This is a genomic window from Rhodanobacter sp. C01, from assembly GCF_002001045.1.
Lineage (GTDB): Bacteria > Pseudomonadota > Gammaproteobacteria > Xanthomonadales > Rhodanobacteraceae > Rhodanobacter.
Genome location: NZ_MUNR01000010.1, coordinates 325,439 through 350,725, shown reverse-complemented (window position 1 = coordinate 350,725; position 25,287 = coordinate 325,439). Strand labels below are relative to the sequence as shown.

Genomic DNA, 25,287 nt, shown 5'->3' with positions numbered 1-25,287 from the left:
TCAATGGTTCTCCAACCCCATAGCGTGCGCGCGTGACTCGCGGCGCTCCGCCAAGGCGTGAATGACGACGTAGACCAACGGCGTGTAGATCAGCCCGGACAGGGTCACGCCGAGCATGTCCGAGGCCATGGCGACACCGACGGCAGCGATCCTGAGCAGCGGTTTCATCTCAATGATTCTCCAGCGCCGGCTGGGCGTGCGCGGCGGCGCGTTCATGCGCCCACGCCTCGCGACGCTCGACCAGGGCGCGAATGACGACATAGAACAGCGGCGTGTAGATCAAGCCGAAGATGGTCACGCCGAGCATGCCGGAGAACACCGCCACGCCCATCGCATGCCGCATCTCGGCGCCGGCACCGTGCGAGGTGACCAGTGGCACTACACCCATGATGAAGGCGAACGAGGTCATCAGGATCGGGCGCAGTCGCAGCTTCGCCGCTTCGAGCACCGCTTCATGGCGACTCATACCTTCGTGCTGGCGTTCGCGCGCAAACTCGACGATCAGGATCGCGTTCTTGCACGCCAGTCCGACCAATACGATCAAGCCGATCTGGGTGAAGATGTTGTTGTCGCCGCCGGAGAGCCACACGCCGGCGATCGCGGACAGCAGCACCATCGGCACGATCAGGATCACCGCCAGCGGCAACGACCAGCTTTCGTACAGCGACGACAGCACCAGGAACACCAGCAGCACGCACAACGGGAACACCAGGATCGCGGTGTTGCCGGCAAGGATCTGCTGATAGGTCAGCTCGGTCCATTCGAAGCTCATGCCGTCCGGCAGGTTCTCCTTCGCCAGTTTTTCCATCGCCGCCTGCGCCTGGCCGGAACTGAAGCCGGGCGCGGGTCCGCCATTGATCTCGGCGGTGGGATAGCCGTTGTAATGCTGCACGCGATCCGGACCGGCGCCCTGCTGCACGGTGACGAACGAACCCAGCGGAACCATCTGGCCCTGCGCGTTGCGCGTCTTCAGCTGCAGGATGTCCTGCGCCGAATGGCGGAACGCCGGGTCGGCCGAGACATTGACCTGATAGGTGCGGCCGAAGCGGTTGAAGTCGTTGACGTAGAGCGAGCCCATATAGGCCTGCATGGTCTGGTACACGTCGGCCAGGTTCACGCCCTCGGCCTTGGCCTTCTCGCGATCCACGTCGGCATCGACCTGCGGCACGCTGACCTGGAAGCTGGAGAACAGTCCGGCCAGTGCCGGCACTTTCTGGCTCGCCGCGATCAGGCCCTGGGTCTGCTTGTACAGCTCGTCGAAACCACGGTCGCTGCGGTCCTCGATCTGCAGGCGGAAGCCGCCGATCGTGCCCAGCCCCATCACCGGCGGCGGCGGGAACACCGCGATATAGGCGTCCTGGATCGCCGCGAATTTCTGGTTCAGCGCACCGGCAATCGCACCGGCCGACAGCTCCGCGCTGCGGCGTTCCTCGAACGGCTTCAGCGTGACGAACACGATGCCCGAGTTGGTCGAGTTGGTGAAGCCATTGATCGACAGGCCGGGGAAGGACACGGCGTGCTCCACGCCCGGCTGCTTCAGGGCGATCTCGTCCATGCGCCGGATCACATCCTCGGATCGGTCGAGCGAAGCGGCGTCGGGCAGTTGCGCGAATGCCACCAGGTACTGCTTGTCCTGGCCCGGCACGAAACCAGTCGGCACGTGCGAGAAGCCGAACCAGGTCAGGCCGATCAGGCCGGCATACACCACCAGCGCCAGCTTGCCCTTGCCGACGATGCGCTTCACGCCACCAACGTAGCTTTCCGCGCCGCGATGGAATACGCGGTTGAACGGGCGGAACAGCCAGCCGAACGCGCGATCGATCCCGCGCGTCAGACGATCCTTCGGCGCGTCATGGCCTTTCAGCAATACGGCCGCCAGCGCGGGGCTCAGGGTCAGCGAGTTGAACGCCGAGATCACCGTGGAGATCGCGATGGTCAACGCGAACTGGCGATAGAACTGGCCGGTAAGACCGCTGACGAAGGCGGTCGGGATGAACACCGCGCACAACACCAGCGCAGTGGCCACGATCGGGCCGGTGACTTCATGCATCGCCTTGCGCGTGGCTTCCTTCGGCGACTGCCCGAGCTCGATATGCCGCTCGACGTTTTCCACCACCACGATCGCGTCATCGACCACGATGCCGATCGCCAGCACCAGCCCGAACAGCGACAGCGCGTTGAGCGAGAAGCCGGCCAGGTACATCACCGCGAACGTGCCGATCAGCGACACCGGCACCGCCACCAGCGGAATGATCGAGGCGCGCCAGGTCTGCAGGAACAGGATCACCACCAGCACCACCAGCAGGATCGCTTCCAGCAGCGTATGCGCCACCGCCTCGATCGAGCCGCGTACGAACACGGTCGGGTCGTAAACGATGCTGTAGTCGACACCCTGCGGGAAATCCTTCTTCAGCTGCGCCATGGTGGCGCGCACCTCGTTGGAAATCTGGATCGCATTGGAGCCGGGCCGCGCGAAGATCGGCAGGGCCACCGCCGGCTTGTTGTCGAGCAGGCTGCGCAGCGCGTAGTTGTTCGAGCCGAGGTCGACGCGGGCGACGTCGCCCAGGTGGATGACGCCGCCACCGGCATCGGTACGCACGATAATGTTGCGGAAATCATCCTCGCTGACCAGCCGGCCACGCGTGTTGATGTTGAGCTGGAACGCCGAATTGCTCGGACCGGGTGGCGCATTCAGCGCACCCGCGGCGACCTGCACGTTCTGCTCCTGGATCGCGTTGATCACGTCGCCGGTGGTGAGCGAGCGCTGGGCCAGCTTTTGAGGATCCAACCACACGCGCATCGAGTATTCACCGGCGCCGAAGATCTGCACGTCGCCGACGCCGTCGAGCCGGCCGAGCACATCCTTCACGTGCAGGCGCGCGTAGTTCGACAGGTACAGCATGTCGTAGCGCTGGTCGGGCGAGGTGAGGTGCACCACCATGGTCAGGTCGGGCGAACTCTTCTGTGTGGTCACGCCGAGCCGCTGCACTTCCTCCGGCAGTTTCGGCAACGCCTGCGCCACGCGGTTCTGCACGTCGACCTGGGCGGTCTGCAGATCGGTGCCCAGCGCGAAGGTCACGGTCAGCGTGAGCGCGCCGTCGCTGGTCGCCTGCGAAGAGGTATAGAGCATGCCTTCCGCGCCGTTGATCTGTTCCTCCAGCGGCGTGGCGACGGTCTCGGCGATCACCTTGGGATTGGCGCCGGGATAGCTGGCGTGCACCACCACGGTGGGCGGCACGACTTCGGGGTATTCGCTGATCGGCAACTGGAACACCGCGATGCTGCCGGTGATCACGAACAGCAGCGACAGCACGGCGGCCATGATCGGCCGGTCGACGAAAAACTGGGCAATGTTTTTCATGGCGTGGGAATCAGTCCTGCGCGCGCTTGCCGGTGGCCGTGCTGGCCAGCGCGGTCTGCGCGTCATGGTTCAAAGTGGGCGTGGCCGGGTTGGCGTCGACGAAGGCCTTGTCGCTGGCGTCGAGGCGGTACTGCATCGCCACCTTCTGCGGGTTGACCTCGGCGCCGGGGCGCACGTGCTGCAGGCCGTTGACGATGACCACGTCGCTGGCGTCGAGCCCGCTGTCGACGATCCGCAGGCCATGGAACAACGCGCCAGTGCTGACCTTGCGGTATTCCACCTTACGGTCCTTGTCGACCACGTAGACGAACTGGTTGCCCAAGTCGGTGCCGATCGCGCGGTCGTCCACCAACAGACGCGGGCGGGCCTGGCCACTCTGCAATTGCACGCGGGCATACAGGCCCGGCGTGTACAGGCCGTCACGGTTGTCGAACACCGCGCGCAGACGCATCGTGCCGGACTCGATATGCAGCTGGTTGTCGACGAAGTCGAGGCGGCCGTCATGCGGATAGCCCGCTTCGTCGGCCAGACCCATCGTTGCCTCGATCCGCGCATCACGGCCGGCCTGCGCCGCGCGTGCGCGCAGATGATCGAGTTTGAGCCAGGTCTGTTCGTCCACGTCGAAGTAGACATAGACCGGATTCACCGTGACCACGCTGGTCAGCACGTCGCTGCTGGTGACCAGGTTGCCTGGAGTGATGCGGATATTGCTGACGCGACCGTCGATCGGCGAACGCACCTGGGTGAAATCCAGGTTCAAGCGTGCCGCGGCCAGTGCGGCCGTACTGGCTTCCAGTTGTGCGCGTGCACTCTGTTCGGCGGTGTCCTGACTATCGGCTTCCTGTTGTGCCACGGCGTGCTGGGCCAGCAGCATCGCGGCGCGTCGCTGATTGGTTTCGGCCAGGCTCAGGGCGGCCTTGGCCTGCGCCTGGTTGGCGCTGAGCCGGTCGACCTCGGCCTGGTACGGGCGCGGATCGAGCTGGAACAGCACATCGCCCTTGTGCACCAGGGCACCTTCCTGGAAATGCACCGAGTCCACGAAGCCGCCGACCCGCGGCTGCACCTGCACGGTGTTGACCGCCTGCAGGCGGCCGGTGAATTCGGCGCTGTCGCTGACCTCGCGGGTCAAGGCCTGCGCCACCGTCACTTCAGGGGGCGGGCCGCCGGGCGCGCTCTGGGCCTGGCTGCTATTGCCATGCAGGAGAATCCAGCTGCCCAGTACACCGGCGGCAACCAGGGGTGCCAGCATCCATTGTTTTTTCATCTTGCGCTCCCAGAACCTTGTAGGCCGGGCGCATATTCCCGGCGAGGGGCGAGAGAATAGGTGTACTTTCCGGTATAGAAAACCCGTTCCTTGCGCATTACACTCGTGATCCCCAATCACGAATCGGTCAGGAATCCAGGCAATGGAAGACTTTTCCGCAATTTCGACCTTCGTTCGAGTCGTCGAGGCCAAGAGCTTCGCCGCCGCCGCCGGCCAGCTGGGCATGACGCCGTCGGGTGTCAGCCGGGCAGTGGCCCGACTGGAAGCCCAGCTTGGTGCACGGCTGCTGTTCCGTTCGACACGATCGCTGAGGTTGACCGACGATGGCGCTGCGTTCCATGCGCGTTGCAAGGAGATTCTCGCCGATCTGGCCGAGGCGACCGAGGCGCTCAACTATTCGAACCGCAAACCCACCGGCAAGCTGCGCGTGGGTATTTCGCTGTCGGTCGGCCGGGCCGCCGTGATTCCCCGCCTGGCCGAATTCGAGCAGCGTTACCCGGACATCCGTCTGGAACTGTCGATGAGCGACCTGCCGATGGATCTCAACGGCGAAGGCCTCGATTGCGCGATCCGTGTGGGCCAGCTGGAAGATTCGAGCCTGATCGCGCGCAAGATCGGCTACCTGCGCAACGTGGTGTGCGCCTCACCCGACTACCTCAGCAGGCACGGTGCGCCACGCAGCATCGATGACCTGAAGGACCATCGATGCATCAATTACGTCTACCCGAACGGTCGTCCGCGGCAATGGCAGTTCGATACGCCGAGCGGCCCGCTCGCCGTGGACATCGACGCGCACATGTTGATCAATGACGGTGAGTCGGTGATCCAGGCGGTGGTGGCGGGTCTGGGCATCACCCAGATACCGCGCATGCTGGCGGCCTGCATGCTGGAGAAGGGCATGCTCGAACTGGTGATGACCGATACCGCCTCGACCGGCAAGCCGGTGTGGATCGTCTATCCGCAGAAGAAGCACCTGTCGGCCCGCGTGCAGGCCTTCATCGAATGGGTGCGCGAGCTGTTCGACCGCACCAATGAGCCCGGCCAGTTCGCGGTCGGCACGCCGAAGCCCATGTCGAAGCCGGCGCACGAGGAAGCGCTGACTGCCGTCGCCTGAGCTACTGCCGGGCTCTACGAGTTCATCCGGATGCGCGCTGAGCCCAGTTGCGGCGCGCCTTCAGAATTCTTCATCCCATTTTCAGGCACTTCATTCGGCCTTGGGTTGCGATGGTTCTCCCCCTTGAAGTTACGGAGAACCACGCATGCCTTTCCTCCTTCCACGTAATCTGCTGTTCGGTCTGCTGGCCGGCTTTGTCCTGCCGCTATCCGCCACGGGCTATCAACCGCCTGTGCACCGCGATGACGGCTGGGCGGTAGCCGATGCTCATGCCATGCGCTGGGATCTGTCCCGGTTTGCCGCGCTGGAGGGCAAGCTGGCCGACGGCAGCTACAAAGGCATCACCAGCGTCGTCGTGGTGCAGAACGGCAAGCTGGTATACGAAAACTATTTCAACGGCGGCGGCCTCGAGCAGCTCAACGACATCCGCTCGGCCAGCAAGAGCGTCACTGCGCTGCTGGTCGGTGCGGCGATCGATCGCGGGCTGATTCCGAACGTGCAGGCGCGCGTCTACGACCTCTTCCCGGACAAGCAGCCGGTGCAGCATCCCGACCAGCGCAAGCAGGCGATCACGCTGGAAGACCTGCTGACGATGAGTTCGCTATGGGAGTGCAACGACGAAAACGAGTTCTCCAGCGGCAACGAGGAACGCATGTATGTCAGCGAGGACTGGCTGCAATTCGCGCTGGATCTGCCGATCAAGGGGTTTGCGCCATGGATGGACAAGCCGAAGGACAGCCCCTACGGGCGGGCTTTCTCCTACTGCACCGCAGGCGCCTTTGTCGCCGGAGCGGTGGTGGAGCGGGCCGCGCACAAACCACTGGCCGAATTCGCCGCCGAGACGCTGGAGCATCCGCTGGGCATTACCCAGGTGCACTGGAACAGCTCGCCGCTCGGCATCGGCATGGGTGGCGGCGGTACCCGTTATCGCAGCCGTGATCTGGCCAAGTTCGGCGAGCTGGCATTGGACGGCGGCCGCTGGCAGGGCAAGCAGGTCATTTCCAAAGCGTGGATCCAGGCCATGCTGACGCCGCATGCGCAGGCCTGTGACGATGCCGACTATGGCTATTTCTGGTGGCGCTTCCGCTTCCCGGTCAAGGGCGTCGAGCAGCCGGCATGGGCGATGTCGGGCAATGGCGGCAACTACGTTTTCGTGATGCCGTCGCAGGGGCTGGTGGCGGTGATCACCAGCACCGCCTACAACCAGCGTTACGCGCATCCGCAATCGCAGGAAATCTTCCGCGACTACATCCTCAAGGCGCTGCCCTGAAGCAAGCCGGTGGGATGAGGCTCAGTACGTCGAGCCATGCAATTCGGCTGGCCGCCAATCGGCGGCCAGCACTTGCTGGCGCTGTTCGGCGACGCGGCGGCTGATCGTATCGATCGCCGCCGCATAGGCCGGCTCGCTGGCCAGTGGCTGCAACAGCGGTGTGGTCTGCAGATAGGCGCGATCGCTGTAACCGGCTTTCACGGCACCGGTGATCGTCGCCAGTGCCGCTGGCCGGTCGTGGCGGGCGAGTTGCAGCATCGCCAGTTCAAGGCGATCCACCGGATAGCCGTCACCCGCATTCATCTGCACCTGTATGGCATTGATGCGTTGATCGAGCCATTGCGACGTTGGCGGCGTGTTGCCGTAAAGACCGGCCAGTGTCGTGGGCAAGCTCATCTGTGGGCGCAGTTGCACAGCCTTGCCAAAGTTTTCGCCAGCCGCTCTGCGATCGCCGCGCAGCAGCGCCAGTTCGCCAGCCAGAAGATACAAATCCACATGCGGCGTATGCCGCGTCAATGCCTGATCCAGCGCGGCCTGTGCCTCGGCATAGCGACCTTGCAGAAACAGGTGCTGCGGCCATGCGATATTGGAAAACACATTGTCGGGATTGAGCTGAAAGCTGCGCCGAAAGCGCTGTTCAGCCGCCTCGCTGAAGCCGAGCAGGTCCAGTTCGCGGGCAATCTGGATCTCGCGGAAGCGGAGTTTTTCAGGATTGCCACGGATGTCGAGATTGGCGTGCAGCGCATCGCTCAATTGTCCCCGCTCCTGGTACAGATAAGCTGCCGAGGTGCGGCTGCCATCATCGTCCGGGTCGAGCGCATAGGCGTGTTGATAGGCGTCGAGCGCGGCCTGCAACTCGCCACGGCAGTCGTGCGCATAGGCGAGTGCCGACCACGCCGGCGCACTGCGCGGCTCAGCCTGCAACACCGACTCGGCCAGTTTCTGCGCGGTCACCGTATCTTCGTAGGGAAAGTTGTACAGGCAGACCCGGGCACTGTGGGCGCGACTGAGACCGATCTGCGCGATCCGGTTTTGCGGCGCGGCTGCGAGTACCTGTTGGTACAACCCGATCGCCCGTTCGTTGTTGTCGCGCTGACCGATGCCGGCATAGTAGGCGGCACGCTGCAGCAATTCCTGGCTCGCCGAAGGCGCCGCTGTGACAGGCGTCGCGGGCTTGTGAAGCCACCATGCGCCGCCGATGCCGAGAAACAGCAGCGCCGTCAGCGCTGCGAGCAAATAACGATGCTGCCGTCGCGGTGTATCCGTGGCGGCTTGCGGCGAGGCATCCAGCAGCGACTCATCCAGAAGTTGCGGTGGCTCGCACAGCTGGTAGCCGCGTCCACGCACCGAACGGATGTAACGCGGCCGACGTCCATCGTCACCCAACACCTGACGTAACAGCTTGACGCGCTGGGTGACGGTTTCCTCATTGACCACGGCCGGCGCCCACACTTGTGCGATCAACTGGTCGAAATCCACCACGGCATGGCCGTGGCGCAGCAGGCAGGCGAGCAGCTGGAAGTTCAGTCCCTGCACATCCAGCAAGCTGCCACCACGGCTTACTTGCTGGCGCGCAAGGTCGATCTGCAGATCGAGCAGTCGATAGCGTGATGGCTGATTCATGTACAGATCATGCCAGCGTAGTTGGGGCAACTATCCTTTCAGGGATTGCTCTTCGAGCGCTCATGCGCCTGCCGGAATCAGCAGCAACAGCGCGATGCCGAGCACGATGCGATAGATCGCGAACCAAGTGAAGCGGTGCGTGCGGATGTAGCCGAGCAGCCACTTCACCGCGATGAAACCGACGATCAGCGAGACCACGAAGCCGACGATCAGTGCGCTCCAGTCCTCGTGCGCGACCCCGCCTTCCTTCAATACCTTCAGCAGTTCGTAACCGGTTGCCGCATACATGGTCGGAATGCCGACCAGAAAGGCAAACTCGGTCGCTGCGGCGCGGTTGCTAGTGCCGGCCAGCATCGCGGTGAAGATCGTCGCACCCGAACGCGAGGTGCCGGGGAAGATGCCCGCCACCATCTGCGCGATGCCGACCAGAATCGCCACCCGCCAGGTCACCTGGGTACGATCAACCTGCTTTGCGGCCAGCGCTTCCGCGCCGAGCATCCAGAAGCCGCCGATCACCAGCGCCCACGCGACCGGGGTCACCGTCTCTGGCAGCTTGAAGCCGTAGTGGGTCACTACCAGGCCGAGTACCGCGGTGATCGTGAACGCCACGAACAGCTTGGCCAGGTAGTCCCGGTTGGCCGGGTCGCGCCACTGCGTGAACAGCTGCCAGATCCGCGACCAGTAGATCAACGTGACCGCGAGAATCGCGCCGGCCTGGATACCGACATTGAACAGATCCGAGCGCTCGCCGAGCCCGAATTTCTCGGCGATCAGCAGATGACCGGTGCTGGAGATCGGTAGGAATTCGGTGACGCCCTCGATGATGCCGAGCAGGATGACGTGGATCAGATCGGTCACGGGATGATTCCGGATGCAAGGTGGAAAGGCACCGACAGTTGCAGGCACGTTGGCAGCAAGCGGCCTAGCTTACGGGTTTTGCAGGCACGAAAAATGGCTGATCCGGGTCATGGGTCACGGCGAGCCGATTTTGTCGGTGCCTACTATCAGCCCGCTGAAATCGGTTGTAGATTGCCGAAAGACCTGTGAGGAGCTGCTGCCGTCCATGCAACGCGCCATGCCTCTGCAGCACTACCCGAAAGCCGACCTGCAGCGGAAGGTTGCATTGCCACGGGGGTGCAAGTCGTGACGGAGGTGGCTGCCACCGGTACGGTGGAACAGGCACTCGCTCACGCCACGCGCTTGCTGGACAGCGATCCGGCGCAGGCCGTCGAACAGCTCACCGAGATATTGAAGGTGGCCGAGGGCCACCCGGCCGCGCTGCGGCTGTTGGCGAAAGCGCGGTCGCTGCAGGGCGATCCACAAGCCGCACTCGACATTCTGATGCCCTTGGCACGGACCCAGCCAAACTGGGCGATGGTTCATCTCGACCTGGGCGTGGCCCTGGGCCGCGACGGGCGCGGGCAGGAAGCTATCGATGCATTGCGCCGGGCGGTGGCGTTGAAGCCTGACCTGCCGCAAGCGTGGCGTCTGCTGGGCGACCATCTGATGGCGGCGGGCGAGCAGGACGCGGCCGACGCGGCATACGCCAGTCACGTGCGTCATTCCACCCGTGATCCACGTCTGCTGGATGCCGCCATCGCGTTGGCCGAGAACCGCATCCCTACGGCCGAGGCCGCGTTGCGCGAGCACCTGAAGCAGGCACCGACTGACGTCGCCGCGATTCGCATGTTCGCCGAGGTCGCCGCGCGTCTGGGCCGTAACGAGGACGCCCTGAACCTGCTCGCGCGCTGCCTCGAGCTGGCGCCCAGCTTCGATGCTGCTCGCCAGAACTATGCCCTGGTCCTGCATCGCAACAACCAGCCGGAACAGGCCCTGGTCGAGCTCGAGCGTCTGCTGGCAGCGGAACCCGGTCACCCCGGCTGCCGCAATCTCAAGGCGGCGGTGCTGTGCCGGATCGGCGACTACGAGCCGGCCATCCGCATCTACACCGATCTGCTGGAACACTACCCGCGCAATGCGAAGGTGTGGGTGAGCTATGGTCATGCGCTGAAAACCGCGGGCCATGGCGAGCGCGCCATCGACGCCTATCGCCGCAGCCTGGCGCTCGAACCGTCGTTTGGCGAAGTCTGGTGGAGCCTGGCCAATCTGAAGACGTATCGCTTCAGTGCCGACGACCTGGCCGCGATGCGCCGGCAACTGGCGCGTGCGGATCTCGCCGAAGATGACCGCCTGCATCTGGAGTTCGCCGTCGGCAAGGCGCTGGAAGACACCGTCGAGTACGAACCATCCTTCCGGCATTACGCCCAGGGCAATGCGATCCGTCGCGCGCAACTGCACTACAGCGCCGACGATACCCATGCGCGGGTACAGCACATCCGGGCGCACTACACGCGCGATTTTTTCGCCGCGCGTGCCGGGGCCGGCAGTCCGGCGCGGGATCCGATCTTCGTCGTCGGCCTGCCGCGAGCCGGCTCCACCCTGATCGAGCAGATCCTGTCCAGCCACAGCCAGGTCGAAGGCACGATGGAGCTGCCCGAGGTCACCTCGATCACGCGCATGCTGCGCGGGCAGGGCGATGCCGACAGCGCGATGCCGTACCACGGCGCACTGGCGACACTCGATGCCGAGGCCTTGCGTGCGCTCGGCGAGCGCTACCTCGCGCACACCCGGATCCAGCGCAAGACCGCGGCGCCGTTGTTCATCGACAAGATGCCGAACAACTTCATGCACATCGGCCTGATCCACCTGATGCTGCCGAACGCGAGGATCATCGACGCGCGCCGGCATCCGCTCGGCTGTTGCTTCTCGGTCTTCAAGCAGCATTTCGCGCGCGGGCAGAACTTCAGCTACGACCTCGGCGATCTGGGTCGCTACTACCGTGATTACGTCGCGCTGATGGCGCATTTCGACACCGTATTGCCGGGGCGCATCCACCGCGTCGTGTATGAGCGCATGGTCGAGGACACCGAGGAGGAGGTGCGCCGCCTGCTCGAGTATTGCGGCCTGCCGTTCGAGGCATCGTGTCTGCGTTTCTTCGAGAACGCGCGGCCGGTGCGCACCGCCAGTTCGGAACAGGTACGCCAGCCGATCTACCGGGAGGGGGTGGATCACTGGCGGCATTACGCCCCATGGCTGGGGCCTTTGGAGTTGGCATTGGGGCCGGTGTTGGAGTGTTATCCCGAGGTGCCGGAGTTGGAGGAATGACAGATTGTTGAAAAGGCTGTGCTGCCCTTTTCAACGTAGCTACTTCTGCTGGATTGTCGTGGACTCGAGAGGGGAGCTTATGCACGCGAACAGATCCAAATACATCAAGAAAACGCAACGAGTGCGGCTGGTGCGGTTGCCGCTGGCCGCGGCGATCTGTCTGGCCGTGGCTGCGCCTGCCTATGCGCAGGATGCCGCGCCGCCCGCATCAACGACCGCGATGCCGCCTGCGAAGACGAAAACCACGACGCTTGGCGTGGTGACGGTAACGGCGCAAAAGCGCACCGAGAATCTGCAGAAGGTGCCGATCAGCATCAACGTGCTGGCGGCGGATCAACTCGAGGCGCTGCAGGTGCAGAACTTCAACGATTACGTGAAGTACCTGCCCAGCGTCACGTTCCAGCAGGGCGGCGGCGGCATCGCCACTGGTCCCGGCTTCGCCACGATCTACATGCGCGGCGTGGCCAGCGGCGGCAACACCAACCATTCCGGTTCGCAGCCGAGCGTCGGCGTGTATCTGGACGACCAGCCTGTCACCACGATCCAGGGGCCGCTCGACATCCACATGTACGACATCGCCCGCATCGAGGTACTGGCCGGGCCGCAGGGCACGCTGTACGGCGCGAGCGCCGAGGCCGGCGCCTTGCGCATCATCACCAACAAGCCTGATCCAAGTGGTTTTGCGGCGAATTACACCGTGGGCACCGACCAGGTCGACCACGGTGGCATCGGCGACACCTTCGAGGGCATGCTCAATCTGCCGATCAGCAGCAACGCGGCGGTTCGCCTGGTCGGCTGGCACGAGCATGATGCCGGCTACATCGACAACGTGGCCGGCACGCGCACGTTCCCGGTGTCCGGCATCACCATCAGCAACGAACCTGGCTGCGTACCAAGCGACAACAATTCGCCCAGCTCAAGCCTCCAGTGCGTCGGGCACGCCAGGAACGACTACAACGACGTCAATACCAACGGTGCGCGAGCGGCGCTGAAAGTCGACCTCAACGACGACTGGTCGATCAGCCCGACTTTGATGGGCCAGCAGACGATCTCGCACGGCACCTTTGCCAGCGATCCCTCCGTGGGCTCGCTGGCGGTGACCCACTTCTATCCCGAGCGCGTCGACGACCGCTGGTGGCAGGGCGCGCTGACCGTGCAGGGCAAGATCGGCAACTGGGATCTGACCTACGCCTATGCCCATCTCAAGCGCAACCAGGAAGAACAGACCGACTACAACGACTACTCGTTCTGGTACGACACCCTGCTCCAGTACGGCGCCTACATCCATGACAACAGCGGTAACCTGATCAATCCGTCCGAATACATCACCGACCGCGACCACTACACCAACAGCAGCCACGAGCTGCGCATTGCCTCGCCCAGCGACGATCGCCTGCGCCTGGTCGCCGGCGCGTTCTGGCAGAAACAGAAGCACGACATCATGCAGGACTACCAGATCAACGGCTTGGGGTCCGATCTGTCCGTGCCGGGCTGGCCGAACACCATCTGGCTGACCAAGCAGATGCGCTACGACCATGACGAATCCGTGTTCGGCGAACTGTCGTACGACTTCATCCCCGACGTGCTCACCGGCACGGTGGGTGAGCGTTACTTCCGCACCCGCAACAATCTGTACGGCTTCTACGGCTTCAGCAGCGGCTTCTCGCCGGACTCGAGTTATGGCCAGGCCGGCTGCATTTCGCCTGATCCGTTCGAGGGCGCGCCGTGCATGGATTTCAACAAGCAGGTGAAGGAAAGCGGCTCGCTCAGCAAGTACAACCTGACCTGGAACATCACGCCCACCAAGATGCTCTATCTCACCCGTTCCGAAGGCTTCCGTCCGGGTGGCGTCAACCGCGCGGGCGATCTGCCGCCCTATCAGGCGGATTTCCTGACCAACCTCGAGCTCGGCTGGAAAACCTCCTGGCTCGACAACCGGCTGTCGTTCAACGGCGCGGTGTTCCGCGAGACCTGGAACCATTTCCAGTTCAACATCCTGGGCCCGAATGGCCTGACCATCATCGAGAACGCCAATTCGGCCCGCATCGACGGCTTCGAGTCGCAGCTGAACTGGCAGGCGACCTACAACCTGAATCTCAGTGCCGGCGTCGCGTTGTACGACGCCAAGCTGACCGCGAACTACTGCGGGTTTACCGATGCCGCCGGTACCCCGGTCACCTATTGCCCGGCGGGCACGATCAATCCGCAGACGGGTGAGGCCGTGACCGGGCCACAGGCGCCCACGGGCACCCAGTTGCCGATCACGCCGCGGTTCAAGGGCAACCTCATTGCGCGTTACAGCTTCAATCTGGGCGGTTACGACGCATTCGTGCAGGGCGCGTTCGTGCACGTGGGTGAGCGCACGACCGACCTGCGGCTGGTCGAACGCAACCTGCTGGGCGATCTCCCTGCCTACAACTCCGTCGATCTTTCCGCCGGTATCCAGAAGAACAGCTGGTCGGTAAACGTGTACCTCGACAACGCCTTCGACAAACGCGCGGCGCAGTACAAGTTCACCGAGTGCGGTGTGACGATTTGCGGCGCCCACGATGTGGTGCCGCAATATCCCGATGGGCAGGTCTACACCGGCTTCAGCCAGCCACGCACGATTGGCATCCGCTTCAAGCAGGACTTCTAGACGATCGGTGGCCTGTCACGCGGCGTGAGAGTCCCGGTGTGAGCCGGGGCCCTCACGGGGCGACAAAGCTCTGACCGAGGCAGGCGTTTGGTTTCCCGACGCGTGGAATCGGACGCCAAAGCTTGTCGAGAAGGGCGGGACAGCTCGCTCGACAACCTGTCAGTGACCTGCCGCAAGGGCCTTCACATCACTCGTGCTCAGCGGGTTGCCGGCAATGCCCCAATCGCCGCTCTTCACCTCTTCGATCACCACCCATGTCACCGGGCGCATATTCTCGCCTTCGATCGTGACCATCGTTTCGGTGAGCTTGCGAATCATGTCCTGTTTTTGCGTCGGCGTGAAAACGCCCTCGATCAGTTTCACGTTCAGGAATGGCATGATCGTTCTCCCGTTTCGGTAGTTGGACTTGAGTGATGCTGCGAATGCGGGCAGCGCAGTCGCGAGTCCCCGCGAACTTAGCTTGAGGCTGTAGCCGACTCGCTGTCCTGCCCCTGCGTCGCTGCGACTTGGCCGATCGTCCGGAGCAACGGCAGCACCCGCTCGAACCTCTTGGCGGCGCCTTGCAAGGCGCCCACAATCAAGCAGCATGAGGTAGCCGTGGAGGTCGCCATGACCATGCAAGACATCGCAAGCGCCTTGCAGCGCGCCAAAGCCGTTTTCCATCGCCGCCCCGAGGCCGGCCTTCACGATGACGCGCCTGCTACGGCGTGTTGGCAAGGGGGCATGCGCATCGTGTCGAGTCATGCCAACGGCATCCGCATGGTGACGGACATGCCGGGCGAGCTGGGCGGCAGCGGCGATCAGGTGACACCGGGTTGGTTGTTTCGCGCCGGACTTGCATCGTGTCTCACGACCTGCATTGCGATGGCCGCCGCGGATGAAGGTATCGAACTGACCATGCTTGAGGTGATCGCGACCAGTCGCTCGGATGCACGCGGTCTCCTGGGCATGACGGACGCAGACGGCGAACCCGTATTCGCCGGGCCGTGCGACGTGCAATTGCACGTACGCATCGGCGCGCATGGTGTTGCACCGGAGCGGCTGCGAATGCTGGTGAAAAACAGCCAGTCCTGTTCACCGGTTCCCAGTGCGGTGCGCAGCGCAACGCCGGTGGCATTGCACATTGATATCGATGCCGTCTGATGGACGCGCTATCGGAAATTCTCCGTGTGGTGCGTCTTGTCGGCGCCATCTTCATCCAGGCCAGGTTCACGGCACCCTGGAGCTACCAATCGCCATGCGCGGATTCCTTGGCGCCGTTGCTCGAACCCGGCGCCGAGCGGGTAGTGATCTTTCACCTGATCACCGAGGGCGAATGTTTCGTCGAGTTGGCCGACCAGCCGCCGACGCGCCTGATCGCTGGTGATGTCGTGCTCTTTCCTCGCGGTAATGAGCATCGGATGAACTCGCAGCCCGGGCTTGCGCCGGCGGCCAGTGGGCGGCTGGATGCGGTGTTGTCGCGCCGATCGCGGCAACTGGCTTACGGTGGTGGCGGCCCGACCACGCGCATCGTTTGTGGTTACCTCGCATGCGATGCGCGCCTCGCGCGCATGTTGCTGGCGGGCTTGCCTTCATTGGTGAAGGTCAATGTGCGTGGATCGAATGCAGGTACGTGGCTGGAAGCTTCCGTGCGCTACGCGCTGGCTGAGGCGCGTTCGCCCCGTCCCGGCGGCGCTGGTGTATTGGCCAAACTGGCGAAAGTCTTGGTCATCGAGGTGTTGCGCTTGTACGTGAACGAGCATCGCGACGGTCGCACGGGCTGGCTTGCCGGGCTGGGGGATCCGATTGTCGGGCCCGCGTTGAACGCCATGCATGCATACCCCGCGCAAGCGTGGACGCTCGAAACGTTGGCGAATGCGATCGGCACGTCGAGGTCGGTACTCGCCGAACGCTTCCATGGCCTGGTGGGCAGCACGCCCATGCAGTACCTCACGCAATGGCGGATGCTGCTCGCGGCCAATCTCTTGTGTCGAAGCAACGCACCGCTTGCGCGCATTGCCGAAGACGTGGGCTATCAGACTGACACTGCATTCAGTCGCGCCTTTCGTCGCGAGTTCGGCGCGCCGCCCGCCGCGTGGCGGCGCCATCAATGGACGCGCACTCACGTCCAACACTCGAATAGCGTGAGTTAGACGCTCCGCTTGAAGTCCGGGGAGTTGCTGCGGGCGAGGCGTGTGCTGGCGTCGATGAGCCGCTGGACGATCGGAGCGTTGATTTTTGTCGCCGGTGTCAGGCGTGCCATTCGGCGCGACGATGTCCTTGAAGCCGGCACCCTGCGTACGCCAAATGTTTGCAGGTACCCCGGCAGCAAGGGATGTGCAACAGGTACAAACTACCTATGCTGCGGTGTCTGCCGGTGCCGCGGAACGGGAGTCCGATCAGCCTGGCGAAATGCACCATAATGGTGCAAAATCTATCATCACTCCGTATTATGATGGTGCTACCGCAAGCGTCCGCCATACCCGTTTTCTGCGCCAGTGCTTGTGCCACAACGATTTCACGTCATGGCACGCGGCTTGCTCTAAAGCGATATCCCATTCCCTCCGAGGCTCCGCCATGTCTGCCCAGAAAGTGCTCGACCTGATCCAGGAACACGAGGTCGAGTTCGTCGACTTCCGCTTCGCCGACATGCTCGGCGTGCATCACCATGTTTCCTTCCCGGCCCATGCGATCGACGAGTCGACGTTCGAGGACGGCAAGATGTTCGACGGCTCCTCCATCACCGGCTGGAAGGGCATCAACGAGTCGGACATGATCCTGCTGCCCGATCCGGAGACCGCGCACCTCGATCCGTTCAGCGCGCACGTGCAGCTGATCCTGCACTGCGACGTGCTGGAGCCGAGCACCATGCAGGCCTATGGTCGCGACCCGCGCTCGATCGCCAAGCGCGGCGAGGCGTATCTGAAATCCACCGGCATCGCCGATACCGCGTTCTTCGGCCCGGAACCCGAGTTCTTCATCTTCGACTCGGTGCGCTGGCAGAACGACCCGGGCCGCGTGTTTTACGAGATCGGTTCCGAGGAAGCGGCGTGGTCGTCGCGCTACAAGTACGAAGGCAACAACTCCGGCCACCGCCCGGGTGTGAAGGGCGGCTACTTCCCGGTCAGTCCGGTCGACTCGCTGGGCGACCTGCGCGCCGACATGTGCAAGGTGCTCGAGTCGCTCGGCCAGAAGGTCGAAGTGCATCACCACGAGGTGGCGAACGCGGGCCAGTGCGAGATCGGCGTGAAGTTCAACACGCTGGTGAAGAAGGCCGACGAGCTGCTGACGATGAAGTACGTCATCAAGAACGTCGCGCACCAGAACGGCAAGACCGTGACCTTCATGCCGAAACCACTGGTCGGCGACAACGGCAGCGGCATGCACGTGCACCAGTCGCTGGCCAAGAACGGCGAGAACCTGTTCGCCGGCGACCTGTACGGCGGCCTGTCGCAGACTGCGCTGTGGTACATCGGTGGCATCTTCAAGCACGCCCGCGCGATCAACGCATTCGCCAACTCCACCACCAACAGCTACAAGCGCCTGGTGCCGGGCTTCGAGGCGCCGGTGATGCTGGCCTACTCGGCGCGTAATCGCTCGGCGAGCTGTCGCATCCCGTACGTGGCCAGCCCGAAGGGCCGCCGCATCGAGGTGCGCTTCCCCGATCCGATGAACTCCGGCTACCTGGTGTTCACCGCGCTGATGATGGCCGGCCTCGACGGCATCCTCAACAAGATCGACCCGGGTGCGCCGGCCGACAAGGATCTGTACGACCTGCCGCCGGAAGAAGAGAAGAACATCCCGCAGGTCTGCTCCAGCCTCGACGCCGCGCTGGAAGCGCTGGACAAGGACCGCGATTTCCTCAAGGCCGGTGGTGTGTTCACCGACGACTTCATCGACGCCTATATCGAAGTGAAGATGAAGGAAGTCACCAAGTACCGCGCCAGCACGCATCCGCTGGAATTCCAGATGTATTACTCGCTCTGAGTCTGGGATTGCCGCTTCTTTGAGGTAACCCCAAAAGCCCTGCTGGGCCTTGATCTTCAAGGCCCAGCAGGGCTTTTTTGTGCGTGTCCGCAGCCGTCCTGACCTTCCGGGGGCAACCCCGCGTCGTCCGCTCCGGGAAAAGAGTCCGGTTACACTTCATTAACGAACCTTCAAGTACACTAAATGCATGTCGTGAGACATTGTTCCCAACGCATGACGTGGCTCCCCTCCGTGCCATGCAATCAGATGGATACCCCCCAACCCGCAGACTCCCCTCTGCGGGTTTTTTATTCCAAACCGCGGTATTTGCACCAATTCGAGTCATTGCCCATCATGGTGCAATGAACGAGGTCGACTGGCGGACGTGGGCGGAACAGATGGCGACCGGGCTGGCCCGGGTCGATGCCGGGTTGCGCCTGCAGTGGATCAATCCGGCGCTGGCTGAATGGCTGGAGCTGGGTCCACGCAGTGCGGTCGGGCAGTCGCTGGGCTTGTGGCTGGATGAAGAGGCCTTGGCACAAGCCTTACGCGCTCTGACCGAACAGCGCCCGCTGCAATGGCGCGGGATGTCGTTGGTGGCGGCCAGTGGCCGCGAAATCATGGCGGACATCGCGCTGCAGCCGTTCGGCAACAGCCTGTTGCTGGAAGTGCATGCGCTGGCCGCGCCGCTTTCGACCAGCTCGCCGCTGTCGGCGACGCTGCGCGGTTTCGCACACGAGGTGAAGAACCCGCTGGCCGGTCTGCGCGGCGCGGCGCAGTTGCTGCAACGAAGGGTGGGGGATGAAGACCTGCAGGCACTGGCCGGGTTGATCATCGATGAGGCGGACCGGCTTGGCACGCTGGCAAATCGGCTGCTGCACAACGATGGCGCGGCTCAACTCGGTCCGGTGAATATCCATCAATTGCTGGAGCGGCTCACCGACTTGCTGCAGGCCGAACCGTCGCCGCCGCAACTGCGGCATGACTACGACCCCAGCGTGCCGGATCTGCTCGGCGATGCGGACCGGCTGCAACAGGTGCTGCTCAATCTCGCGCGCAATGCCCTGGAAGCCGGCGCAAACACGCTGACTTTGCGCACGCGGGTCGAGCATGGCCTGCGCCTGGGCGAGCGGATGCTGCGCATGGCACTGCGCGTGGACGTGATCGATGACGGCGCGGGTGTTCCTACGTCGCTGCGCGACACGCTGTTCCAGCCACTCGTGTCCGGTCGTGCGGATGGCACCGGTCTCGGACTGGCGTTGTCGCGCGAGATCGCGCACGAACACGGCGGCGAACTGCGCTGCACGAGCCGACCGGGCGAAACAGTGTTCTCCTTGTATCTGCCGCTGGAACGCGCACATGACTGAAGAAATCTGGATCGTCGACGACGACCGCGGCGTGCGCTTCGTGCTGGCCGAGGCCTTGCGTGATGCTGGCCTTGCAGTACGTGAGTTCGGCGAAGTGGCCAGCGCGCGTGCGGCACTGCAGGAGGCGCGGCCGGCCTTGCTGCTCACCGATGTGCGCATGCCGGGTGAGGATGGTCTGAGCCTGCTCAATGAATTGCAGGTGCAGGGCATCGGTCCGGTGATCGTGATGAGTGCGTACACCGATGTCGCCACCACGGCCGCGGCGTATCGCGCCGGTGCGGTCGATTACCTCGCCAAGCCGTTCGATCTCGACCAGGCGGTCGAGATGGTTCAGCGCGCGCTGGCCAGCGTCGCGGCGCCGGCGCCCGTTGGCCCCGTCGTCATCGCACCGAACCATGCACTGCTCGGCGAGAGCGCGCCGATGCGCGAGGTATTCCGCCTGATCGGGCGCGTGGCGGCGAGCGACCTCAACGTGCTGATCACCGGCGAAACCGGCACCGGCAAGGAACTGGTGGCGCGTGCGCTGCACGAGGAAAGCGCTCGGCGTGGCAAGCCGTTCGTCGCATTGAACACGGCAGCGATTCCGTCCGAATTGCTGGAAAGCGAACTGTTCGGTCATGAGGCTGGGGCATTCACTGGTGCGCAGCGTCGCCATGCCGGCCGCTTTGAACAGGCCGAGGGCGGCACGCTGTTCCTCGACGAAATCGGCGACATGCCACTGGTGCTGCAGACTCGCCTGCTGCGGGTGCTCGCCGGCGGCGAGTTCTACCGCGTCGGTGGCCGCGAACTGATCCGCGGCAATGTGCGCATCGTCGCCGCCACCCATCAGGATCTGGCCGCGCGGGTGGCCGCGGGCCAGTTTCGCGCTGACCTGATGCACCGCCTGGACGTGGTGCGCATCGAGCTTCCACCATTGCGCACGCGGCGCAGCGACATCCCGTTGCTGGCGCAGCACTTCCTCGCTGCCACGGCGCATGAGTTGAAGCTGCCGCCGAAGCGTTTCTCGCGCGCGGCGCTGAAGCTGATTGCGCAGCGCGACTACCCGGGTAACGTGCGCGAACTGGAAAACCTGTGCCGCCGTCTCACCGTGATCGCGCCGGGCGCGGAGATCCTGCCCGCCGATCTGGGTAGTACGGAAGGCAGCGCGGGCAGCGGTGAGTGGACCGATGCGCTGCGCGAGTGGGCGGTGGCGGCACTTGCAAGCGGCGAGGCAGACATCCATGCCCGTGCCCGCGAGGCACTCGACCAGACCTTGCTGCAGGCAGCGTTGCTGGCCAGTGAAGGCCATCGCCAGAACGCGGCACAGGCACTCGGTGTCGGGCGCAATACGCTCACTCGCAAGCTGGGTGCGTCGCGCACGCGGCGCCACTAGCCCGCACGCCCTGTTGTAGGAGCCCACCTTGTGGGCGATGCTTTCGCTGCCCATAGAAAAGCATCGCCCACAAGGTGGGCTCCTACAGGGGCGGCGTCAGCCGAGTACGATGTGCAGTTGGTGCGTCTGGCCATCATCGAGCAATACGATGGCGGCATCGGAAGCCAGCGTTTGGCCATCCAATTCAACGTGGGTCACGCCGCGACAAACCTTGCCTGGATTCTCCACGCTGATCTCGTAACGACTCACGTGCTGCTTGCCGCGGTGTTGATAGCTGAGCTGGAAGCCGGGCCACTCCCGGGGAATGCACGGATCGATGCGCAGCCTGTCGCCCCGCAACCGGAAACCGAGCACCGCCTCCAGTCCACCGCGATAAAGCCACGCGGCGGAACCGGTGTACCAGGTCCAGCCGCCGCGACCGGTCAGTGCGCCCACCGAATAGACATCGGCGCAGGCGACGTAGGGTTCCACCTTGTAGCGCGCCACGGCTTCGGCACTGTCGCTGTGACGGATCGGATTGAGCAGATCGAACAAGGCGGCGGCACGATCGCCGTCACCGAGTTTCGCCCACGCGAAGATCGACCAGGTCGCGCCATGCGTGTACTGGCCGCCGTTTTCGCGTACGCCGGGCGGATAGCCCTTGATGTAGCCGGGGTTCTCCTTGCTGTGGTCGAACGGCGGGGTGAACAGGCGTGCGATCTTGTGCTCGTGATCGACCAGCAACTTGTCGACGGAAGCCATTGCCTGTGCCGCACGTGCTTGGTCGCGCGCACCAGCCATCACGCTCCACGATTGCGCGATGGTGTCGATCTGGCATTCGTCGCTGGTTTGCGAGCCGAGCGGCGCGCCGTCGTCGTAATAGCCGCGCCGATACCACTGCCCGTCCCAGGCGTGTTCCAGCGCCGTGCGCAGATCGTCGGCGTAATCCAGCCAGCGCGCGGCGCGTTCATTCTCACCGCGTTGCGTGGCACAGGGCGTGAACGCGGCGATGGTGGACAGCAGGAACCAGCCCAGCCAGCTGCTTTCACCACGGCCCTGTTCGCCGACTGCATTCATGCCGTCGTTCCAGTCGCCGGTGCCGATCAGCGGCAGACCGTGAGCACCGCGGGTGAGGCTGGAGTCCAACGCGCGGGCGCAATGCTCGTAGATCGAGACTTGCTGATCCGAAGTTGCCGGCTGGAAGAATGCATCGGTGGCGCCGTCGGGGATTGCCTGACCGGTAAGGAACGGCAGCATGTCATCCAACACCGCGTTATCGCCGGTTACGCCGACATAGTGCATGGCGACATAGGCGAGCCAGATGCGGTCATCGCTGATCTTCGTACGGATGCCCTGGCCGCCCGGTGGCAGCCACCAGTGCTGCACGTCGCCTTCGGCAAACTGGCGGCCGGCGGCCCGCAGCAGATGTTCGCGTGCTAGATCAGGACGGCCGACGCACAACGCCATCACGTCCTGCAGCTGATCGCGAAAACCGTACGCGCCGCTGGCCTGGTAGTACGCGGTGCGTGCCCACAATCGGCAGCCCAGCACCTGGTACAGCAGCCAGTCGTTGAGCAGGATGTCCATCGCGCGATCCGGCGTGCATACCTGCACGGTGTCGAGCAGACCATTCCATTGCGTGGCGACGTCGGCGAGCACGCTATCGATAGAAGTCGCGCGGTATTTCGTGATCAGGGCTTGCGCATCGGCTTCGGAAGCCGCGTCGCCGAGCATGAAGACGATGTCGACCTGCGTGTCCGGCGGCAGCTCGATCCGCGTCTGCAGCGCACCGCACGGATCCAGTCCGGCACCGAGCCGGTTGGACAGCGGTCGGTCGTCGCGCAGCACGGCAGGGTGCGCGATCGTGCCGAGCGGATCGAGGAATTCGCGGCGATCGCCGCTCATCGACTGCTGCTGACCGGCCAGATCGATGAACGCCACGCGGTCACCGAAATCGGGACGCCAAGGATTGCGTGCAAACAGCGCGCCGGTTGGCTCATCGCGCGAGGTGATCACGTAGGGCGCCGGCGTGGTGCCGTTCGCGCCCAGCGCCCACTCGACATAGCCGGTGATCGACAGCCGACGCGCCCGTCCCGAGCGATTGCACAGGCGCAGTCGCGACAGTTTGATGGGATCTTTCGTCGGCACGCACTGGATCAGCTCCAGCTCGATGCCATGTGCGTCATTGTTGAAACGGGTCCAGCCCTTGCCATGGGTGGTCGTGTACTTCGCGCTGTCCACGCGGATCGGCAGCGCGGTGGCACTCCACAGCACGCCGGTGTCCTCGTCGCGCAGATACAGCACCTCATGCGGGCTGTCGCTGACCGGGTCATTCGGCCACGGCGTCAGTGGATTCTGCTGGCTGTTCAACGACCACGCGTAGCCGCCACCCTCGGCAGATACGAGGAAGCCGAACGCGGGATTCGCGATCACATTCACCCACGGCGCCGGTGTGTACCGTTCGTCGTCGAGGTCGATGCGATAGCTGCGCCCGTTGCCGCTGAAGCCGCCATGGCCGTTGGCGAACTCAGGCTTCTCAGCGCCAACTGTGGGCGTAGAAGAAGCTGGCGTATTCGCGCGGATGACCGCCGGCATGGCTATCGCCGCTGCTGCTGGTGTGGCGGCGGTGGGTGTCGACTGCGCGTCGCCGAGCACCACACGGGCCACCGTCAGCAAGCCGTTGCGCAGGTCCTCGCTGATCGTGTTGTCACGCAATGCAAACAACTCGGCCTTGGGCAGCTGATCACTGGCTTTCAACAGCGCCTGCTGCGTGCTCACCAGCGACGCGATCGCACTTTGCAGTGCATCGCCATCGGTGCCGGCGGCGCTATTCAACAGCACCACGTCGACCGCCAACCTTTGGCTGCGCCAATAATCCTGCGCCAGCAGTAGCTCCTGCACGCGTGGGAGATCGTCCGAGTGACCCAGTCGCAGCAGCACGATCGGACGATCTCCGGAAATGCCAGCCGCCCACAGCGTCGGTGGTCCACCGTGACCGCGCGCCAATGCGTCAGGTGTCGCGCGTTGGCCTGGATCGCTGCTCAATACGGCGTCCATCCAGTGTGCAAAGCGTGTCGCCTGGGCGGCATCGATGCCGAGCCGCTGCTGATCGGCTTCGGCATGGTTGGCCGCATAGGCGAACAGCAGCTCGGCGGCATTGGCGTTGCCCAGCTGCGCGGCCAGCGCCAATGCACCCTCACGCGAGTCGGCCAGCTTCGTCCACAGCAGCAAGATCACGCTGGCGTTCGGACCGAGCGTGACGTGTCGACGCAGGCTGAACACCGGATCAAGCACACAGCCGCTGCTGTTGGACAGCACGGCACCCGGCCGCATGGCCTGCGCCTGGCGCAGCGTGCGGCCGCGACCGAGAAAGCGCGCACGGTCGGTTTCGTATTCAGGCGCAGCGTCGGTCGGTTGCCCGACCACCTGCAGTGCGTGCGCCGCCCATACTTCGGCCTCGCTGCTCGCGCGCCGGCGCCGGGTGGCCAGCAGCACGCCATGCTGCGCATCCCATTCGGTCTCGACGAACATCTTGGAGAACGCCGGATGCGCGTTGTCGGCACCGATCGGCCCGATCACCAGCTCGGCATACGAGGTGATCGAGAACGTGCGCGTGCGGTCGCCGTGATTGCTGAGGGTAAGGCGGCGCAGTTCGATGTCGGCATCGTGGGCTACCGCCACGTCCAACACGCTGTGCAGGCTGTGGTGACGCCGGCTGAAGCTGGCGCGGCCGGCGCTGAACACCACCGCGTCATCCGGCATGCGCAGGCCCAGCGGCTGCTGGCTCGTCGACCACACCGCGCCGCTGTCTTCGTCACGCAGCAACAGGTAACTGCCCCAGGGGTCGCGGGTGGGATCTTCGCGCCAGCGCGTCACCGCCAGGTCATGCCATTGACTGTAGCCGGAACCGCTGCTGCTCAACATAACGCTGTAATGACCGTTCGACAGCAGGCCATGCTGGCGTGGGTTGATGGTGCGCGAAGAAGGGGATGGCATGGATCGTCCAGGTTGTAGCGGCGAAAGCGGCAGCATGCGCCATGTATCGGCATCCATGGCGTCAAGACGAGGCGTCGACCTTTGCTTCACCTTGCCGCAGAGTAGGATGACGCGATGAATGACCGAAGCGAGCTGTGTACGGCCAACGCCCCCGGGTTGACACACAAGGCGCAGAACCAGCTCGACCCGACGT

General features: G+C 64.1%; 16 protein-coding genes. 9 read left to right on the top strand and 7 right to left on the bottom strand.

The genetic code is table 11. From position 1 onward, the window contains the following. Genes B0E50_RS18180 through B0E50_RS08895 form a run of 3 tightly spaced genes read right to left on the bottom strand, consistent with a single transcriptional unit; the run spans nucleotide 1 to nucleotide 4,625 of the window. Nucleotides 1–168, bottom strand: coding sequence for a hypothetical protein (locus B0E50_RS18180; protein ID WP_168170849.1), 168 nt, complete (start codon nucleotides 166–168; stop codon nucleotides 1–3). Between the two features lies 1 nt (nucleotide 169). Next, nucleotides 170–3,361 carry an efflux RND transporter permease subunit gene (locus B0E50_RS08900; protein ID WP_077440822.1) on the bottom strand — a complete coding sequence of 1,064 codons (3,192 nt, stop codon included), beginning with the start codon at nucleotides 3,359–3,361 and terminating at the stop codon, nucleotides 170–172. A gap of 10 nt (nucleotides 3,362–3,371) precedes the next feature. Beyond that, entirely contained in the window at nucleotides 3,372–4,625 is a 1,254-nt protein-coding gene (locus tag B0E50_RS08895) for an efflux RND transporter periplasmic adaptor subunit (RefSeq protein WP_139350808.1), read from the bottom strand. Between the two features lie 142 nt (nucleotides 4,626–4,767). Here B0E50_RS08895 and B0E50_RS08890 point away from each other — a divergent pair, with 142 nt between their 5' ends. Beyond that, nucleotides 4,768–5,739 carry a LysR family transcriptional regulator gene (locus B0E50_RS08890; protein WP_077440820.1) on the top strand — a complete coding sequence of 324 codons (972 nt, stop codon included), beginning with the start codon at nucleotides 4,768–4,770 and terminating at the stop codon, nucleotides 5,737–5,739. Between the two features lie 145 nt (nucleotides 5,740–5,884). Then, complete coding sequence (locus tag B0E50_RS08885) at nucleotides 5,885–7,009, top strand: serine hydrolase (RefSeq protein WP_077440819.1); 1,125 nt, start codon at nucleotides 5,885–5,887, stop codon at nucleotides 7,007–7,009. A gap of 21 nt (nucleotides 7,010–7,030) precedes the next feature. On the opposite strand, the gene B0E50_RS08880 is transcribed toward B0E50_RS08885, so the two are convergent. Both B0E50_RS08880 and B0E50_RS08875 read right to left on the bottom strand, forming a co-directional pair. Beyond that, nucleotides 7,031–8,632 (bottom strand): winged helix-turn-helix transcriptional regulator, encoded by a 1,602-nt coding sequence (locus tag B0E50_RS08880; RefSeq protein WP_077440818.1) that lies wholly within the window; start codon nucleotides 8,630–8,632, stop codon nucleotides 7,031–7,033. A gap of 60 nt (nucleotides 8,633–8,692) precedes the next feature. Next, the gene (locus B0E50_RS08875; RefSeq protein WP_077440817.1) at nucleotides 8,693–9,490 is read right to left on the bottom strand and encodes an undecaprenyl-diphosphate phosphatase; all 798 of its coding nucleotides are present in this window, start codon (nucleotides 9,488–9,490) and stop codon (nucleotides 8,693–8,695) included. A 285-nt stretch (nucleotides 9,491–9,775) separates the two neighbouring features. Between B0E50_RS08875 and B0E50_RS08865 the strand changes: the two genes are divergently transcribed. Both B0E50_RS08865 and B0E50_RS08860 read left to right on the top strand, forming a co-directional pair. Next, entirely contained in the window at nucleotides 9,776–11,797 is a 2,022-nt protein-coding gene (locus B0E50_RS08865; protein WP_077440815.1) for a tetratricopeptide repeat-containing sulfotransferase family protein, read from the top strand. A 79-nt stretch (nucleotides 11,798–11,876) separates the two neighbouring features. Next, a complete protein-coding gene (locus B0E50_RS08860; RefSeq protein WP_174575034.1) occupies nucleotides 11,877–14,435 on the top strand; it encodes a TonB-dependent receptor in 2,559 nt (852 codons plus the stop codon). A 159-nt stretch (nucleotides 14,436–14,594) separates the two neighbouring features. Here B0E50_RS08860 and B0E50_RS08855 read toward each other — a convergent pair whose 3' ends face one another. Next, complete coding sequence (locus B0E50_RS08855; protein ID WP_077440814.1) at nucleotides 14,595–14,813, bottom strand: 4-oxalocrotonate tautomerase family protein; 219 nt, start codon at nucleotides 14,811–14,813, stop codon at nucleotides 14,595–14,597. Nucleotides 14,814–15,032: 219 nt separating this feature from the next. On the opposite strand from B0E50_RS08855, the gene B0E50_RS08850 reads away from it, so the two are divergent. The 5 genes from B0E50_RS08850 to ntrC all read left to right on the top strand — a co-directional run bounded on the left by B0E50_RS08850 (nucleotide 15,033) and on the right by ntrC (nucleotide 21,119). Next, the gene (locus B0E50_RS08850) at nucleotides 15,033–15,578 is read left to right on the top strand and encodes an OsmC family protein (RefSeq protein ID WP_254427222.1); all 546 of its coding nucleotides are present in this window, start codon (nucleotides 15,033–15,035) and stop codon (nucleotides 15,576–15,578) included. Continuing rightward, nucleotides 15,578–16,567: an AraC family transcriptional regulator gene (locus tag B0E50_RS08845; protein ID WP_077440812.1), complete on the top strand. Its 990-nt coding sequence runs from the start codon at nucleotides 15,578–15,580 to the stop codon at nucleotides 16,565–16,567. The genes B0E50_RS08850 and B0E50_RS08845 overlap by 1 nt, the downstream gene beginning before the upstream one ends. A 424-nt stretch (nucleotides 16,568–16,991) precedes the next feature. Beyond that, entirely contained in the window at nucleotides 16,992–18,401 is a 1,410-nt protein-coding gene (gene glnA, locus B0E50_RS08840) for a type I glutamate--ammonia ligase (RefSeq protein WP_077440811.1), read from the top strand. A 341-nt stretch (nucleotides 18,402–18,742) separates the two neighbouring features. Then, on the top strand, nucleotides 18,743–19,747 hold the full coding sequence (locus B0E50_RS08835; protein ID WP_077440810.1) for an ATP-binding protein: 1,005 nt from the start codon (nucleotides 18,743–18,745) through the stop codon (nucleotides 19,745–19,747). Beyond that, nucleotides 19,740–21,119 carry a nitrogen regulation protein NR(I) gene (gene ntrC / locus B0E50_RS08830; RefSeq protein ID WP_077440809.1) on the top strand — a complete coding sequence of 460 codons (1,380 nt, stop codon included), beginning with the start codon at nucleotides 19,740–19,742 and terminating at the stop codon, nucleotides 21,117–21,119. The genes B0E50_RS08835 and ntrC overlap by 8 nt, the downstream gene beginning before the upstream one ends. Nucleotides 21,120–21,215: 96 nt before the next feature. Here ntrC and B0E50_RS08825 read toward each other — a convergent pair whose 3' ends face one another. Continuing rightward, nucleotides 21,216–25,094: a glycosyl transferase family 36 gene (locus tag B0E50_RS08825; protein WP_077440911.1), complete on the bottom strand. Its 3,879-nt coding sequence runs from the start codon at nucleotides 25,092–25,094 to the stop codon at nucleotides 21,216–21,218. Between the last annotated feature and the right edge of the window lie 193 nt (nucleotides 25,095–25,287).